This is a genomic window from Natronococcus sp. A-GB7, assembly GCF_029688865.1.
Lineage (GTDB): Archaea > Halobacteriota > Halobacteria > Halobacteriales > Natrialbaceae > Natronococcus.
The window spans coordinates 1-16,498 of the sequence record NZ_JARUKV010000015.1 but is presented as its reverse complement, the minus strand read 5'-3'; the positions used below and the strand labels follow the sequence as shown (position 1 = coordinate 16,498).

Annotated in this window: 16 protein-coding genes and 1 pseudogene; 11 read left to right on the top strand and 6 right to left on the bottom strand. The window is 65.2% G+C overall.

Annotation, left to right across the window (positions count from 1 at the left end):
* Positions 1-39 precede the first annotated feature (39 nt).
* Entirely contained in the window at positions 40-1,722 is a 1,683-nt protein-coding gene (thsA, locus tag QA609_RS14225; protein WP_278303278.1) for a thermosome subunit alpha, read from the top strand.
* Between the two features lies 1 nt (position 1,723).
* On the top strand, positions 1,724-2,329 hold the full coding sequence (locus QA609_RS14220; protein ID WP_278303277.1) for a hypothetical protein: 606 nt from the start codon (positions 1,724-1,726) through the stop codon (positions 2,327-2,329).
* Here the strand turns inward: QA609_RS14220 and QA609_RS14215 are convergent, their stop codons facing one another.
* Positions 2,330-2,593 carry a transcriptional regulator gene (locus QA609_RS14215; RefSeq protein WP_278303276.1) on the bottom strand — a complete coding sequence of 88 codons (264 nt, stop codon included), beginning with the start codon at positions 2,591-2,593 and terminating at the stop codon, positions 2,330-2,332. It lies immediately after the preceding gene.
* Between the two features lie 110 nt (positions 2,594-2,703).
* Between QA609_RS14215 and QA609_RS14210 the strand changes: the two genes are divergently transcribed.
* From QA609_RS14210 to sufU, 5 genes are all read left to right on the top strand, one after another.
* Entirely contained in the window at positions 2,704-3,291 is a 588-nt protein-coding gene (locus tag QA609_RS14210) for a carboxymuconolactone decarboxylase family protein (protein WP_278303275.1), read from the top strand.
* Positions 3,292-3,497: 206 nt separating this feature from the next.
* Complete coding sequence (locus QA609_RS14205; protein WP_278303274.1) at positions 3,498-3,818, top strand: hypothetical protein; 321 nt, start codon at positions 3,498-3,500, stop codon at positions 3,816-3,818.
* A gap of 40 nt (positions 3,819-3,858) precedes the next feature.
* On the top strand, positions 3,859-4,491 hold the full coding sequence (locus tag QA609_RS14200) for an HD domain-containing protein (protein WP_278303273.1): 633 nt from the start codon (positions 3,859-3,861) through the stop codon (positions 4,489-4,491).
* An 85-nt stretch (positions 4,492-4,576) separates the two neighbouring features.
* The gene (locus tag QA609_RS14195) at positions 4,577-4,831 is read left to right on the top strand and encodes a hypothetical protein (protein ID WP_278303272.1); all 255 of its coding nucleotides are present in this window, start codon (positions 4,577-4,579) and stop codon (positions 4,829-4,831) included.
* 137 nt (positions 4,832-4,968) lie between these two features.
* Positions 4,969-5,388, top strand: a complete 420-nt coding sequence (gene sufU / locus QA609_RS14190; RefSeq protein WP_278303271.1) for a Fe-S cluster assembly sulfur transfer protein SufU — start codon at positions 4,969-4,971, stop codon at positions 5,386-5,388.
* A 166-nt stretch (positions 5,389-5,554) separates the two neighbouring features.
* On the opposite strand, the gene radA is transcribed toward sufU, so the two are convergent.
* From radA to htpX, 4 genes are all read right to left on the bottom strand, one after another.
* A complete protein-coding gene (gene radA, locus QA609_RS14185) occupies positions 5,555-6,586 on the bottom strand; it encodes a DNA repair and recombination protein RadA (RefSeq protein ID WP_278303270.1) in 1,032 nt (343 codons plus the stop codon).
* 168 nt (positions 6,587-6,754) lie between these two features.
* Entirely contained in the window at positions 6,755-7,840 is a 1,086-nt protein-coding gene (locus QA609_RS14180) for a PQQ-binding-like beta-propeller repeat protein (RefSeq protein ID WP_278303269.1), read from the bottom strand.
* 220 nt (positions 7,841-8,060) lie between these two features.
* A complete protein-coding gene (locus QA609_RS14175; protein ID WP_278303268.1) occupies positions 8,061-8,666 on the bottom strand; it encodes a hypothetical protein in 606 nt (201 codons plus the stop codon).
* 24 nt (positions 8,667-8,690) lie between these two features.
* Positions 8,691-9,569 (bottom strand): zinc metalloprotease HtpX, encoded by an 879-nt coding sequence (htpX, locus tag QA609_RS14170; RefSeq protein ID WP_278303267.1) that lies wholly within the window; start codon positions 9,567-9,569, stop codon positions 8,691-8,693.
* 271 nt (positions 9,570-9,840) lie between these two features.
* On the opposite strand from htpX, the gene QA609_RS14165 reads away from it, so the two are divergent.
* The 4 genes and pseudogenes from QA609_RS14165 to QA609_RS14150 all read left to right on the top strand — a co-directional run bounded on the left by QA609_RS14165 (position 9,841) and on the right by QA609_RS14150 (position 15,111).
* Positions 9,841-11,295, top strand: a complete 1,455-nt coding sequence (locus QA609_RS14165) for a PQQ-binding-like beta-propeller repeat protein (RefSeq protein WP_278303266.1) — start codon at positions 9,841-9,843, stop codon at positions 11,293-11,295.
* 115 nt (positions 11,296-11,410) lie between these two features.
* A complete protein-coding gene (locus tag QA609_RS14160; protein WP_278303265.1) occupies positions 11,411-12,595 on the top strand; it encodes a 60S ribosomal export protein NMD3 in 1,185 nt (394 codons plus the stop codon).
* Positions 12,588-13,850: a class I SAM-dependent methyltransferase family protein gene (locus tag QA609_RS14155; protein WP_278303264.1), complete on the top strand. Its 1,263-nt coding sequence runs from the start codon at positions 12,588-12,590 to the stop codon at positions 13,848-13,850. Before QA609_RS14160 ends, QA609_RS14155 begins: the two co-directional genes overlap by 8 nt.
* 421 nt (positions 13,851-14,271) lie before the next feature.
* A pseudogene (locus tag QA609_RS14150) lies at positions 14,272-15,111 on the top strand (IS5 family transposase).
* Between the two features lie 600 nt (positions 15,112-15,711).
* Here the strand turns inward: QA609_RS14150 and QA609_RS14140 are convergent.
* Positions 15,712-16,371, bottom strand: a complete 660-nt coding sequence (locus tag QA609_RS14140; RefSeq protein WP_278303263.1) for a helix-turn-helix domain-containing protein — start codon at positions 16,369-16,371, stop codon at positions 15,712-15,714.
* Between the last annotated feature and the right edge of the window lie 127 nt (positions 16,372-16,498).

The window sequence follows — 16,498 nt, the reverse complement described above, 5'->3', positions numbered from 1 at the left end:
TTTATCACGGTCCGTTCGGTATCCACGAGCGGATACGATATGTCGGGGAGTAACACGGTACACGATCGACTCGAGGTGGGTGACACCGACGACGTCCCGAGTCGAGCGAGGAACTTCGAGGCCGGGAAGCGCCTCGCGGAGACCGTCCGAACGACGCTCGGACCGAACGGGCTGGACAAGATGCTGATCACCGACGACGGGAAGGTGGCGATCACGAACGACGGCGCGAGCATCCTTTCGCGGATGAAGCTCTCTCACCCGGTCGCCAACCTCGTCCTGGAGGTTGCCGAGGGACAGGACGCCGCCGTCGGCGACGGGACGACGAGTGCAGTGTTGCTCGCGGGCGAGTTGCTCGGCGAGGCCGAGTCGCTGCTCGAGACCGGGGTCCCGCCGGCGAAGATCACGGAGGGGTACCACCTCGCCGTCTCGCAGGCGGTCGAGCGCCTCGCGGAGCTGACCGTCCCGATCGACCTCGCGGACGACGAGCGACTGCGGGAGATCGCGAGAACGGTCGTGACCGGGAAGTGGGACGAGTCGGGAACCGACTTTCTCGCCGACCGGGCCGTCGAGGCCGTGCGGGCGATCGAGCGCGACGACCGCGTCGCGTTCGAGCGCCTCACCAGGAAGACGATCCCGGGGGGGTCGTTCTACGACTCGGCGGTGATCGAGGGCCTCGTTATCGACATGCGGGAGTCCTCGACCGACGTCGTCTCGCCCGACGCGACGCTCCCGAACCGCTACCGGGACGCGACGGTCGCGCTCGTCGACGAGGAGCTGTCGATCGACACGGCCCGAGGGGTCGGGAGCGTCGACCTCGAGACGGTCGAGCAGTACGAGGCGCTCAGGGAGTACGAGCGGGAGGTTTACGAGGACTACGCGGACGCGATCGCGGAGGTCGGTGCCGACGTCGTCTTCTGCCAGCAGTCGATCGACGACCCCGTTCGCTACCTGCTCGCCCAGCAGGGGATCCTCCCGATCGAACGGACGCAGCGGGACGAACTCCATAGACTGGCCCGCGCGACTGGCGGCAAGCCCGTCCCGGTTGAGGCCCTGACGCGAGCGACGACCGGAACCGCCGCGACCGTCGAACGACGGTCGGTCGGACCAACTGACGTGACGGTCGTCTCGGGACTCGAGGAGCTCGAGCAGGTGTCGGTCGTGTTCCGGGGCGGAACTCAGCACGTCGCCGACGAGACCAAGCGGATGCTCGACACCTGCTTCTACGCGCTGAAGCTCGCGATCGAGGACGAGGCGATCGTCCCCGGTGGAGGCGCGACCGAGGTAGCGCTCGCTCGCGAGCTGCGGTCGTTCGCAGCCGGACGCGACGGAACGGAACAGCTCGCCGTCGAGGCGTTCGCCGACGCCCTCGAGACGATCCCACGGACGCTGGCCGAAACCAGCGGAGTCGGGTCGACCGACGCCCTGCTAGCGCTGCGGAACGCCCACCACGGCGGCGACGGCACCGCCGGACTGGACCTCGAGACCGGAGCCGTCGTCGACGCGGCCGAAGCGGGCGTGCTCGAGCCGCTGTACGTCAAGCGCCAGGCGATCGCCAGCGCGGGGGAGGCCGCGAGCATGATCGTCCGCATCGACGACAACGTCCCGATGGCCCCGCGAGGCGAGGAATCGGGTCACGATCACGACCACGATCACGGCCCCGACGGGCTGATCCGGAGCACCGAGGGCTACCCCTGGGCCGTCGGCCACTCGATGGGGCACTGAGATGAGCGAAACCGAACTCCCCCGGCTCGAGGACTGCCTCGAGCTCTACGCCGCGGCCGTCGAACGGTACGGGTCGGAGCCGTTTACGGCTGCCAGGGCGAAGCGGGAGCTCGCCGGCACCCCGTCCCAGCGACTGCTCGCGCTGGCCGTCGCGTACGGACTGTTCGAGTTCGACGGCGACGCCTACGCGGTGCGAGTCGAACCCGACGAACCAGAGCGTGCGTGGCGGACCAACGCAGTCGACCGTGCCGAACGGATCCGAACTGCCGCTGTGGAACGCGCGACCCAAAGGATGGGGGGTACCGACGGCGTGCGGGCGCTGACTCACGACTCGAAGCGGTTCGCGAGCGTCGCCGTCGACGAGCCGGCGGAACTCGAGGGGATCCTCGACCGACTCGAGGGAGTTCCGCTCGAGGAGTACGACGGGATCGTCCTCCGGTCGCCGGGTGAGCGCGCCAACGCCGTCCAGCGGCTGGCGGATCGGCTCTGCGAGCCGTCCGTGACCGATGAAAGCGATCTCTCGAGGCCGTTTCAGAAGGAGTACACCGACGTCGTCGGCGACGACAAGAACGAACTGGAGTTTCGGCTCTTCCTCGAGCGGGAGTGACTACTCCTCGAGCGGCTCGACGTCGAAAACGGGCTCGTTGATCGTCCAGCCGCCGGACTGGAGGTTCTGGGAGATAGTCACCCGGTGGCCGTTCGGATCCACCGCGACGACGGAGTAGGCGTCCGTCTCGACCACCTCGTAGGGGAACTCGCGGCTGTTTACCCGCACAGTATCGCCGGCTTCCAGTCCGTCGAGGCGGTCCGTGATCTCCGCCGGTGCGAGCGCGTCGTCGTCGGTCGAACCGTCGGACGGCGAGGGCGTCATAGGTAGACGAAATCGGCGCTACCGTCTTATCCTTTGTCGGTTGCGACGGGGGCTGCGGTCCGAATCCGATCACGGCAAGATATAACATCACACGTGGTAAACGGCGAGCTATGTTACCGCGACCGGAGCCACGCGACCCCGAGGACGTAGACGATGAGCGAATCCGAGAGCTGCTCGAGGAGGCCGAAACCGGCTGGTACGGCGACAGCGCGTTCTTCGGCGCGATGGCCCACTGCCCGGAGCTGTTCGAGCATATCGTGGCGGCGTTCGAGTCGTTCGGTCGGGGAGCGAACGTCGACACGGCGCTGCTGGAGCTGATGCGGATCAAGGTCGCCGAAACCCACCAGTGTGCCTACTGCGCGACGGTCCGCACCCTCGAGGTGCGCGAGGCGGTCGCGCCGAAGGAAGATGCCGTCTTCGGCGACGTCGACGAGGACGAACTCTCTCGGCGGGAGTACCTCGCCGTCTCGCTCGCCGAGGGGCTCTCGACCGATCCGCACAGGTTCTCCGACGACTTCTTCGCGGAACTGGGCGAGGCGTTCACCGAGCAGGAGGTCGTCGAACTCCTGTTATTCGCCAGTCTGGAGGTCGGGCTCGACCGGTTCTGTATCGCCCTCGAGCTCCAGCCGACCGACGAGAGCGCGTATCCCGACGACGTCGACTACCCCCTCGAGAATCCCCGGCCCAAAACGTCGTAGTTCGACTCCACGATCGAACCCGTGAGATCCCCGATAGTGAACCTGGCAGACCACGACGGACGTAGGCGGCGAGTTGCGGGCCTCACCTCGAAACACCGTAACGCGTCGCGGACACTCCGTTCGATCGGGACAAGCGGTTATGCTCGCTGCCGACCGAGTAGTACGGTGAGGCTCTTACAGTGACAAGCACCACGCTCACGTCGAGGATGCGAAAACAGCAAGCGGCGCTTGAGGCGATTCCGCCGATCGAACGCTCGATCGAGGACGGCGAGCTTCGACTCGTGCGACGGTTTCGCGGGCTCACGCTCGAGCAGGCGGCCGGCTACCTCGAGGGACTTGGCGGCGAACGAATCGGGGAGAGCGAGGTCGAGGGAGACGGCTGGCGAGCCCGGTTGTCGGCGGAGAAAGTCCCGGTGGGACCGTCGTACCGGCTGACCGAGGTGACAGTTGTGTGGACGGGCCGGCCCGACGCCGTCGAGCCGATCGTCCTGCAGTTCCGGCGGAAGGCATTCCGCGCACCGGGGTGAGTGCGGAGTCCTTATCAGCCGGTCGCCGAAACGCGACGGTATGCTCGAGACCGTCCGCGACCGCGCCAGCCCGTACTTCGAGGACGCGCCGCCAGCTCACGACTGGCACCACGTCCGGCGGGTCGCGGCGCTGGCCGACACTCTCGTCGCGGAACAGACGGCGCCCGTCGACGAGCGGATCGTCCAGCTGGCGGTCGCGCTCCACGACATCGGCCGCGAGCGGGAGGACCGCGGCGAGATCGACGACCACGCGACGTGGGGCGCTCGAGAGGGCAGCCGGATCCTCGCCGACGTCGGGGCGAGCGAAGAGACGATCGAGCGCGTTCGACACTGCGTCCGCGCCCACCGCTACTCGAACGAGATCGAACCCGAGACCCTCGAGGCCGAGATCGTCTGCGACGCGGACAACCTCGACGCCCTCGGCGCGGTCGGCATCGCCCGCGCGTTCGCCCACGGCTCGGTGATCGGGAGTCCGCTGTACGATCCCGACGTTCCGCCCGCCGCGGACGAGACGACGGACGGACGGAGCCAGTACAACCACTTCTACAAGAAGATCCTCGAGCTTCCCGAACGGATGTACACCGACGCCGGCCGGGAGCTCGCCGCGGACCGAGCGACGTTCGTCCGCGAGTACCTCGAGCGCTTCGAGGCCGAGGCGTCGGGCGATACGTAGTCCGTCCAGCTGTCCGAACAACGGGAAACCCGAGAAAAGTTCTTTAGATTCGATCACATACGGGTAGCCGCCGAGGTGAGAATCAATGCACGAGAGTACGACTGGACGTCCCGAACGGGATCCGTTCGACACCCTGGTCGACGTTCTCGCCGCGGCGAACCGGTACGATCTCGCGCTCGGGCTCATCCCGATCGCGTTTGCGGTTGCGCTGGTCGCCGCGGGCGCACTGGGTATCCCGGTGGTGTACGCCCTCGCGCCCGCGGCAGTCGTCGGCATCGGCGTTATCGCCGACGCCTGCTACCTGAACCCGCCGGTCGACCGGGGATCGACGGAGTACTGACCGACGACCGTCTGCAACCTGACGGAGCCGGAGGCGATCCGGTATCCGAACCGGTTTTCGTCGACGCCGAGTTCCGTAGCGACGGCTCTCGAGCCCCGGAACCCTTTTACAGCGGACAGCCGTACGCGTTTTCAACGATGGGACTCGGCTCCGATATGTACCGACAGCAGATCCTCGACCACTACAAGAACCCCCGCAACTACGGAGAGCTCGAGGATCCGACCTTTACCCACATCGGCGAGAACCCGATGTGTGGCGACGAGATCCGAATGGACGTCAGACTCGAGGACGACGACGAGACGATCGAGTTCGTCGCCTTCTCCGGGGACGGCTGTGCGATTAGTCAGGCCTCCGCGAGCATGCTCTCGGGGAAGCTCCAGGGAAAGTCCATCGACGAACTCCTCGAGATGGACCGTGACGACGTCATCGACATGCTCGGCGTCGATATCTCGCCGATGCGAGTCAAGTGTGCGGTGCTTGCCGAGAAGGTCGCCCAAGACGGCGCGGAGATCTACCGGGGCGAGCTCGACAAGGAGAAGACCTCGACCGAGGAGTAGCTGAGCCCGATCCGTCCCCTTTCTGTCGTCGCCTGAACCGGAAACCGGTGTGCCGTCGGTAGCGAGAATCGAGAGCGACGCGTAGCGCTCGAGCCGGGTACGGCTATCGCTGGACGAGCGAACGAGCGCGAAAACGAGACACGAGAATGGCGGTCGTCGAGGCGCGTTATTCGGGCTTCAGTCCGCCGTCCTCGACGCGCATGACGGCCTCGCCGTCGGCGAGGTTCGGTGCGTCGACCAGTCGGACGATCCGCTTGTTGCCCTTGGACTTGCGGAGGTAGATCCGGAACGTCGACTTGTGGCCGAGGATGTTCCCGCCGATCGGCTGGGTCGGGTCGCCGAAGAACGAGTCGGGGTTCGAGGCGACCTGATTGGTGACGATGATGGCGGTGTTGTAGAGGTTGCCGACCTTGTCGATGTCGTGGAGGTGCTTGTTGAGCTTCTGTTGGCGCTCGGCGAGTTCGCCCCGACCGACGTACTCGGCGCGGAAGTGCGCGGTCAGCGAGTCGACCGCGAGCAGTCGAACGGGGTACTCCCCTTCCTCGTGCTCGCCGGCGAGCTCCTTGGCCTTCTCCGCCAGCAGCATCTGGTGGTTGGAGTTGAACGCCTTCGCGACGTGGATCTTGTCGAGGATGTCGTTGACGAGTTCCTCCATCGTCGCCTCGTCGCCCGGCGTTCCCTCGATCTCGCGGTCCTCGAGGGTGGCCTCGATGACGTCGTCCGGAAGCCCCCGAACCATGTCGTCGATCCGCTCGGGACGGAACGTGTCCTCGCTGTCGATGAACATCGCGCGGCCGTGGAGACCGCCGACCTCCTTGGGAAGCTGGACGTTGACGGCCATCTGGTGAGTGACCTGCGATTTACCGGAACCGAACTCGCCGTACACCTCGGTGATCGACTGCGTCTCGATCCCGCCGCCGAGAAGGTCGTCGACCTCGTCGATGTGCCAGCTCATCTTGCCGATCTCGTTTCGTCGCTCGAGCACCGTGGAGCCGGTCTCGAAGCCGCCGACGTCGGCGGCGTCGCGGGCCGCACGAACGATGTCTGCCGACGTCGATTCGCCGACGTCGGCCGTGTTCGAGAGTTCGGAGGGCGACGCGACGGCCAGGCTCTGGAAGGAATCGAAGCCGGCCTCGTGAAGTTTGTCTGCGGTTGCCGGTCCGACACCAGGGAGGGATTCTAGGTCTGCGTCTGGCATTACTCACTCGTTGTGGCGGACGCCCCATAAAGCCTCGTTAACAGGAGAGTGAAAGTGAAAGTGCCGGAGGGCGCCGCGATGATTGGAGACGAGGAACGAAGGTTTAGATCTCAAGGCGCGGCCGAGGCCGCGTGGACGGGAGGTCGTGCCGTCGCGCCTCGAGAGGGGTCAGGCGGTTGGCTCGTCGGTCGCCCACTCCAGCGAGGAGAGTTCGTCGTCGGCAGCGACGTACAGCCTTCCGGGTGCGAGTGCGGGCGTACTCGAGACGGGAGCCCCGAGGTCGACGTGCCAGCGCAGGTCGTAGTCGGTCGCGTCGACGCCGTAGAGCGAACCGGTCGAGTCGCCGACGCAGACGACGTCGCCGGCGACGACGGGACTCGCGTCGACCTCGCCGTCCAGCGCGATCCCCTTCTTCGAGAACAGCCATCCTCGGACCTTGCGCCGGCCGAAACGGGTGTCGGTGACGTGGAGGTATCCGTCGTCGGCGCCGACGAAGGTGGTCCCCTCCTCGGGGAGTACCGTCGCCGACGACGTGAACGCGCCCCGGATCTCGTAGCTGAACCAGGTCTGGCCGGTCTCGGTGTCGAGCGCGAGCAGCGTGCCGTCGTCGTCGGCGACGTAGACCCGGCCGTCGGCGATCGTGAGCGGCGCCGCGACGACCCCGTCGGTCGGCGCGCTCCACTCCTCCTCGACCGCGTCGGTCCCGTCCTCGAGACAGCGAACCTGCTCGTCGGCAGTGCCGACGTACACTCGAGGGCGGTCTGCGGCGACCACCGGGGAGCCGGCGGTCGGGGCGTCGGTCTCGTGGGTCCAGGCGAGCTCGCCCGTCGCCGTCTCGAGCGCCGATAAGCCCGCGGCGTGGCCGGCGTACAGTCGCCCGTCCGCGAACGCGAGGTCGGACTCGAGGGCGGCCGGGAGCTCGATCCGCCACAGGGGGTCGCCGGTTCCCGGATCCAGCGCGTGGACGGTGCCGGTGTCGGTCGCGGCGTAGACGCCGTCGTAGGTGGCGATCGGAGTCGCGTCGATCCCGTCGGTCGACTCGAACACCCACCGGCGACGGCCCGTTCCGCGGTCGAGGGCGTACAGGTTTCCGCGCGTCGTCCCGACGAAGACGGTGTCGCGGTCGAGAACCGGCGACCCCGCCGCACCGGCGAGTTCGACCGTCCAGGCCGACTCGACGCGCTCGGGTCCCTCGAGGTCGCGACGAACGCCCGAGTGCTGTGGATCCCGTTTGAACTGATTCCAGTCGGTCACTGCTCGGGCGTACCGATGCCGACCGGATAACTGGTTCGACAGCGGTCGCTACGGGGGAGAGACGAAAACGGAAGAGGGGGGTGAGGGAAGGGGTGCGACAGGACAGCTGGTGTATGGCGCAGCTGGTTTCGCGTCCTGCCGTACTCAGTCCTACGGGAGTGGACGCATTATCGCTAACCCCAAACAGATTTGGGTCCCGTCGAGCGGGTCGGAGCCTTACCTACTCCCAGGGATGGGTGCCACCCTCGCTGGGCCACAGGGGATACCAGTACTCCTTGTCGCGCTCGATCTCGAGTTCGCCGTCCAGCGTCGCCTCGAGTTTGAACTCGGCGTTCGAATCCCGCTCCCGGCCGGGGCGAGGTGCGAACGGGTAGTACCGCCCTCGGCGGAACGAGTAGATCCAGTAGGCCGGACCCGACTCGTTCCGGTAGGCGAAAACGGCCGCGAGCAGCCGCGAGCCGTAGCCGTGCTCGATGAACGTGTCCGCGGCGAAGTGGAGACTGGTGATCAGGTCCTCCGGATCCGTGTCCTCGAGGACGACCCAGTGGTAGCCGTGGTCGTCTTCCGAGACCGAAAACTCGGTGCCAGTGTCCTCGCGACCGGCCTCGAGGATCGCCTCGACCTCGTCGACGGCCTCGCGAAAGCTGCTCGAGTCGACGCCCGAAAAGCAGAGGGCGCCGACGTCCGCGGACTCGTAGCCCAGGTCGGCCTCCATCGTGAGGTAGGCGGTACTCATTCCGAAGAGGTCGTCCGGATCGGCGTCGCGTTTCGCGTCGGATTCGGCGCGCGTGCCGAGGATGGAGCGAAGCCCGTCCAGTAGTCCCATACCCGGAATGAGGGGTGGGTCCTCTTAGAAGCCCTCCATCTCGCGCTCGAGGTCCCGAAGCTGTTCGACCCGTCGTTCCGTCGAGGGATGGGTGCTGAACAGCTTCCCGACGATCCCCGACTTCAGCGGGATGATGAAGAAGGCGTTCATCTCGGCCTCCTCGCGCAAGTCGTTGTCGGGAACCTTGTCGACCTCGCCGGAGATCTTCATCAGCGCGGAGGCGAGCGCCGAGGGCTTGCCGGTGATCGCCGCGGCGCCTCGATCGGCGGAAAACTCGCGGTACCGCGAGAGCGCGCGAATCAGCAGATAGCTGATGATCCAGACGACCAGCGAGACGAGGATCGCGACCATGATCCCGCCCTGGTTTTTGTTTCGTCCCCCGCCCCCGAAGAAGGCTCCCCAGCGGACGATCATGAAGGCGATCGTCGAGAGGAACGAAGCGATCGTCATCACCATCATGTCCCGGTTCTTGACGTGGGCGAGTTCGTGGGCGATGACGCCGTCGAGTTCGTCCTGGTTGAGCGTCCGCATCAGTCCCGTCGTCACCGCGACGGCGGCGTTCTTCTGGTTGCGGCCGGTCGCGAAGGCGTTGGGAACCTTCGAGTCGACGACCGCCACCTTCGGCTTCGGGAGGTCGGCCTGCTGGGAGAGGCGTTCGACGGAGCTGTGCAGTTGCGGGTACTCCTCGGCCGACACCGTCTTCGCGCCCATGCTCTTCAGCGTGAGGGTGTCGCTGAAGTAGTACTGCACCAGCGAGAACCCCCCGAAGAAGAGGGCGAACAGCACGACGCCACCCTGCATGTAGGCGGTGAGTACTCCGGCGAAGACGATGTACAGCGCGAACAGCAGAAACATCGTGACGAACATCCGCGCGCGGAGACCCCAGTCCGGCTGCCAATCCATACCCGGAACGAGGGACTCCGGCGAGATAAGTATGGGCAGTGATGGACGAGGACAGCTCTCACGGGCCGCCGTCCCAACCCCCTCGTTTCGCGTGGAAACCGACAGACCGTATCGCCGTCGCTCGAGCGCCGTCAGACACGCGTCTGCCGGTCAGTTCTAGCGGTCGTGCCGGAGCGGTCGGGGGGTCGTTCCGGAACCGCAACGATCGATCGGGCCGCCGGAACGATACTACGAAGTCGATAGGGAAGAGTGATCAGTCCAAGAGCGTGATATGACGGGGTACGGCAGACGGCAGGTGCTGAAACGGACCGGTATCGTCGCGATCGGTGGCACCCTCGCAGTGAACGCCGCGGTTGCCGACGATCGGGCGATCACCGACAGCGCGAGCGCCGGGTCAGCGGTCCGGTCCGACACGCAGGGCTGGACGTCCCGCCGCGGGAACCCGGGCAACACCGGGTACGCTCCCGAGGCGAGCGGACCGGACGATCCGGCCGTCGTCGAGTGGAGACGCGACGCTACCGGTCCCGTCGCGGTCGTCGACGGAGTCGTCTATCAGACGGACGACGGCGCGGTCCACGCCTTCGACGCCGACGACGGGGATCGAATCGAAACGAGCCCCGACGTCGGCGCGGACGGCGCGCCGACGGTCGCCGACGGGCGGATCTACGTCGGCGGCGACCGACTGGCGGTCCTCGACGCCGACCTCGAGGGGATCGAGTGGACGATCGGGTTCGAGGACGACGTGCCCGAACCGATCGTCGCCGAGGGGAGCGCGTTCGTCGTCGTCGACGGTATCCTCTACGCGATCGACGCCGCCGAGGGGACCGAGCGCTGGCGGTCCGAGGGCAACGGCCGAAAGCTACACGGACGAGCCGTCGCCGTCGCCGACGGCGCCGTCTTCGTGACCGACGGTCGAACCCTGTACGCGCTGGAGGCCAGCGACGGCAGCCGTCGGTGGGCGAACCACGACGGCGGATTCCGCAAACAGGTCGTCGTTGCGACCGACGACACCGTTTCGGTGCAGGCCGGCGGTCTCGACGAGATCGCCGTCTACGAGACCGATAGCGGCGACCTCCGCTGGATCGGCGACGGGTACGCCTCGGCGCTCGCGACCGACGACCGCGTCTACGCGCTGACCGGGCCCGACGTCGTCGGCTACGACCGTAAGAGCGGCGAGGAGCAGTGGCGTCCCGGTCTCGAGTCGGCGACGTACGGCCCGCCGGTCGCCGACGGTGAGAAGCTGTATGTCGGTATCGAGAGCGCGAACCAGGGTCCCGGGATCGTCGCGTTCGACCTCGAAGAGGGAACCGTCGAGTGGTCGATCGAAACCGACGCGCAGCCCGGGGATCTCGCGATCGCCGACAACACCCTCTACGCCGTCGCCGACGAGTTGCTCGCGATTCGAGCGGAGTCGGCGTTCGACGACATCGACGCCAACGAGACCGACGGCGACAACGTCACCCAACCCGAGAACGGAAACGATACGTTCGACACCGAGGATCCGGAAGACATCGGGGACGACGCCGACGACTCCGGCGACGGAGACGGCAACGAAACCGACGACGGGGAAACCGAATCGGCCGACGAGGTCCTCGGGGACGACGACGGGCAGGACGAGGGAATACCAGGGTTCACGACCGGTGCCGGGATCCTCGGCGGTGCCGTCGCGCTCGAGTGGCTCCGGCGGAGTGCAGGCGTCGAGCCCGTGGAATCGGAGTCGGAGTGAGCGGGCGGTCGAAACGGGTCTACGCCCGGACGACCCGCTTGCCGCTCGAGTTCGGCTGTGCGAGCGACGAGCCGAGAGCGGGCCGTTTAACACCGCCACGGCCCAATCGGGGACAATGAGTGAGTCGCGTACGTTCTGTCCCCGGTGTGGGGATCCGGTACCCGACCGATCGGCGAGCGACGCGGACGCAGCCGCGGATCCGCTCCGACCCGGGACGGAGGTCGAACTCTGCGACGGCTGTTACTTCGACGACTTCGACTTCATCGACGCGCCCGACCGGATCGACGTGCAGGTCTGTGCCCGCTGTGGCGCCGTCCACCGCGGCAACCGGTGGGTCGACGTCGGCGCGAAGGATTACACCGACATCGCCATCGAGGAGGTCAGCGAGGCGCTGGCGGTCCACGTCGACGTCGAGGACGTCGCCTGGCAGGTCGAGCCCGAGCAGGTCGGCGAGAACACGATCCGGATGCACGCCTACTTCACGGGCGTCGTCCGTGACACGCCGGTCGAAGAGCAGGTGATGGTCCCGGTGAAGATCGCCCGCCAGACCTGCAAGCGCTGCGGTCGGATCGCCGGCGACTACTACGCCAGCATCGTCCAGATCCGCGCGGAGGATCGAACGCCGACGAGCGAGGAAGTCGACCGCGCGAGGGAGATCGCAAACCAGGTCGTCGCCGACATGGAGGCGACGGGCGATCGCAACGCCTTCGTCACCGAGACGAGCGAGACCGACGACGGACTCGACATCAAGGTCTCGACCAACAAGATCGGCAAGAAAATCTCGAACAAGATGGTCGAGGAGTTCGGCGGCACCGTCAACGACGCCGAGACGCTCGTCACGGAGGACGAGGACGGCAACGAAGTGTATCGAGTAACGTTCGCCGTTCGACTCCCGCCGTACGTTCCGGGAGAGGTCATCGACCTCGCGGACGACGACGGCGGCCCCGTCCTCGTCCGCAGCGCTCGAGGCAACCTCAAGGGGACCCGCGTGACGACCGGCGAGCGCTACGAGGCGAGCTACGAGGAGGGGAACTCGCCGGAGGCCCGCAGGCTCGGCGACCTCGAGGACGCCGTCGAAACGACCGTCGTCACCGTCGAGGACGAGAACGCCGTCCAGGTGCTCGACCCCGAGACGTTCCAGGCCAAGACGGTCGCCCGGCCGGACTACTTTGACCCCGACGCGCAGACGGTACCCGTCCTGAAGAGTCGCGCCGGAGTCCACGTCCTGCCCGATCCCGACCCCGACACCGGCGACGAGGACGACGACGGCTACTACGACCCCTACGAGGACGATGCCTGAGGAGTCCGATCCCGACCCGAACGCGACAGCGGCGATGGACTCGCTCGAGCGCGCCGACGCGCCGCTGGCGGCCGTCGTCGAGAGGGCGCGAACGGAAACGGCCATCGAATCGCTTCGCTCCGAGGGGGTCTACGACGACTCGCGGCGCGTACAGGAGGTCAGCGGTGTGGTTCGCGATCACGGCGATCGAGTCGGCGACGCACTCGAGGCGGACCGGGCTGCGAGCGAAATGACGTCCTCGGAGGACGATGCCACTCGTGAGAAGGGGTCCGAACGGATCGCCCTCCCGATCACCGAGCCCCCGACCGAAACGCGCGTCCTCGAGGTCGTCCGCCAGCTCGAGCCCGAACGCCGGAGTCGAGACCTCGAGGACCTGCTGGCCGAGCGGGGCTGGAGCGACGCCGAGTGCGAGGCCGCGCCCGGCTCCTGGGCCGTCATCGGCTCGGTCGTCCTCGTAACGGTACCCGACGATTGCCCTGACGAAGTCGAACTGGCGGAGGCCCTGCTCGAGCTCCACGGCGAGGCCGACAGCGTGCTGGCCGACGAGGGGATCACCAACGAGGGGGCGGCGGGCACCTACCGCGAGCCCCGGACCCGCCTGCTCGCGGGCGAGACGGACACCGAGACGGTCCACACCGAACACGGGACTCGCTACGGGCTCGACCCCGCGAAGGTGATGTTCTCGCCGGGAAACCAGGCCGAGCGCGCCCGAATGGGCGAAGTCGTCGATCCCGGGGAGCGGGTGTTCGACATGTTCGCCGGCATCGGTTACTTCACGCTCCCGATGGCCCGTGCGGGCGCGACCGTTACCGCGACCGAGCTGAATCCGACCGCCTTCCGCTATCTCCTCGAGAACGCCGTCCTCAACGATGTCGCAGACCGAGTCGACGCCTACATGACCGACTGTCGGGACGTCGCGAGCGAGCTCGAGGTCGACAGGGTGGTGATGGGCTACTACGGCCGTGCCGACAACGCGGGGGACGACGCCGACACCGAGGACGCCCGCGCCGCCAGAACCGACGAGGCCCACGAGTTCCTCCCCGATGCCCTCGAGGCCCTCGTGCCCGGCGGGATCGTCCACTACCACGAGGCAGTCCCCGAGTCGCGGCTGTGGGAACGCCCGATCGAACGGCTCGAGGCGGCCGCCAAGAGAGCGGGTCGGGAGCTCGAGGTCCTGGAAAAGCGACGAGTCAAGAGCCACAGCGCGGGCGTCGCTCACGTCGTCGTCGACGCGCGGTTCGGCGACGAAGCGTGAGTCGACGCGACTCGAGGCGTGAGTCGGGCGTGACATTCTTACTGCCGGGCTGACTGCGCGTACACATGGACCGAAACCAGATCATCGCGCTCCTGTTCGTCGTGCTCATGGTGACCTCGATGGTCGCCTGGGGCGCGACGGCAGCGTTCTGACGTCCACGTGCGACTGTCGGCGTGGATTCCACGATTCTATCGAATCCAGTCCGAGCAGTTTCTCTCGTGATCAGCACAGATGAAGCAGGTAACGGAGAGACGATCAATCTCTCCGATAGCTGTCAAAAACCGTCTGCTGAATATAGAGGGTGGGCCTTGTTTAGACGCTCAAACGTTAGCAGTGTAGAGTCGATCAAACTCGTATCGCCGTGCTAGTAGCTCGGGGAAAATACCAAATCTACTAGGAAGTGAAGCGGGACGGGTTCGTTGTGCACACGAAGACCTCCCGCTTCACAGAGAAGGTTGTATCGCTCGCCCAAAAAGCCGTCGTTGGAACGCCAGCACCGGCCTACCGTCGGGGAGAAGAAGGCTACGCTGACTGGGTAATTCTCGCCGTTCAGGGATTGAAAGAGTATCTCGGCCATCCGTACCGGAAGCTGATGGACGTCCTCCGCGAGATGCCGAGAGTGACAAAATCACTCGGATTGACGCCTGAAACGGTTCCACACTTCTCGACGGTGTGTACGCGAAAGCAAGCAATTCCGATGAAGCGGTGGCGAGCGATCCTTGATCAGTCCGTCGAGCTGTATGATCTCGGTGATGTACAGGCGATTGACGCAACCGGTGTCGATCGCGTCCAGGCCAGCCAGCACTACGCAAAACGGACGGACTATACGTTTGAGGGGGTGAAGACGACACTGCTTATCGATTGTGAAACCAGTGCGATTCTCGACATACACTGCTCGATGAAACAACCGCACGATACACAGGTCGGTTGGCAGGTGCTAGTGCGGAATCTCGACGATTTGGCGACTGTCGCTGCCGATAAGGGCTACGACTGGGAAGAGATTCGTACGAGGTTGCGTGCAGAAAGTATCACACCGCTGATTCCGCAGCGAGACCCTGGAATACGGGGGTGGGCGAGAAATTTGCTCATCAGGGATCGGGCGTATCACCAACGTTCGAACGCTGAATCGGTGTTTTTCTGACTCCGACGCAGATACGGCGATACGCTCTGGTCGAGAACCTGGTTCGGTCAATTCCGTGAACTTGTCATGAAATCGGCGGTCCGCAACATCGAACGCGCCATCGAGGACTCACACCCGTGAAATCACGCGTTCAAACAAGGCCTAGAGGGTGTATCCATCACGACGACTCACATTATTTCGTCTAACCGGCCCTGACTAATCGTACAAAGACGTGCTTGTTGACCCTATCTCCACTCAGACGGTACGGACGCATTCCAAGCCCTATATCGAAAATAGAGGGTCTTGCCCGAACTCACAACTCAATTGGTTCGTCGAGATTCGGATCGGTACCGAGGATTGCAGATAGATGGGGCTGTAGCTGGTCGAACTGTTCTGTTGGTTCTACGAGTTGCCGTTCCGAATCATATTCGATGACTCCTGCCGATTCTAACTTCGGAATGTGCGTGTGGGATAGCGAGACCCGAATTTCCGTTAGCACCTCTTCAGAAGCGTCGGTAACTGGCGTGTGATGATTATAGGTGAGAATCGTTCTTCGGAGGTCATTGACCGTCAACGAACGCTGTTCTTCTGCGAGTACCGCAAGAATGATGCGACGGTGTTCATCACCACACAGTTCAAGAATCGTGTTGAAGGTGATGGGGGGCTTGACTCACTGCGCTATCTTCGGAGACCTGTCCGGATCACTCTCACTTTTTAGTACCCAACACGCTTTTAAGCCATCTATCGAGAGGGAGCCGATACGTCGGATAGCGTACTTCCGAGAATGTGCTTGATTCCGCGCCGGAGTCTGGATGCGACGGCCTGCTCAGTGATACCGAGCTCGTCGCCGATCTCTTCCATCGTTACCTCACGAGGTGATTCGAAATAGCCGAGGTCGTAGGCGAGCACTAGCGCTTCTTGCTGGGTATCGGTCAGTGCCGCCTCGGTGGCCGTCTCGACCGGTGTGAGCGCGCGAAGCCCCGTGAGCGTAATCGGGATGCCCATCTCCCGACACCGGGATTGAAAATCAGCAAGATCCCCACGGGTGTCTCCACGAATATCGAACGTCCACTGTTCGTTCGTCCCGAGAGCTTCGATGAGCGCGACCTGCGTCTCCGTCAACGTGGTTAACACGTCGTCGTAATCCACCGCCCATTCGACGCGCAACAGATACTCGTCTTCGACGGAGTCAATGAACTGGATTTTATTCACACCCGGATGCTCCGAGAACGCCTCTTTGACGTCGTCAACTGCGGTTCCCCGAACCCAGAAGTAGGGTATCACCACGTCTCGGGCGGGGATAATCCTCTCCAGTTCGACTGATACATCCGGCAGTTGCTCGAACACCGTTCCCAGCGGGAACTCGTCGGATGGAACCGTAAACGAAGCCTCCGTAGCCATCATCCAATCCACGGTACCTGCGCGTAAATAACCTCTACAGGGCTGTGCAACTGAGCCACAAACAGATTTCGCGTTTCGTGTTCGGCACCGACTCGGTATGTTTTGCACTGGATTGAACGAGCCGATG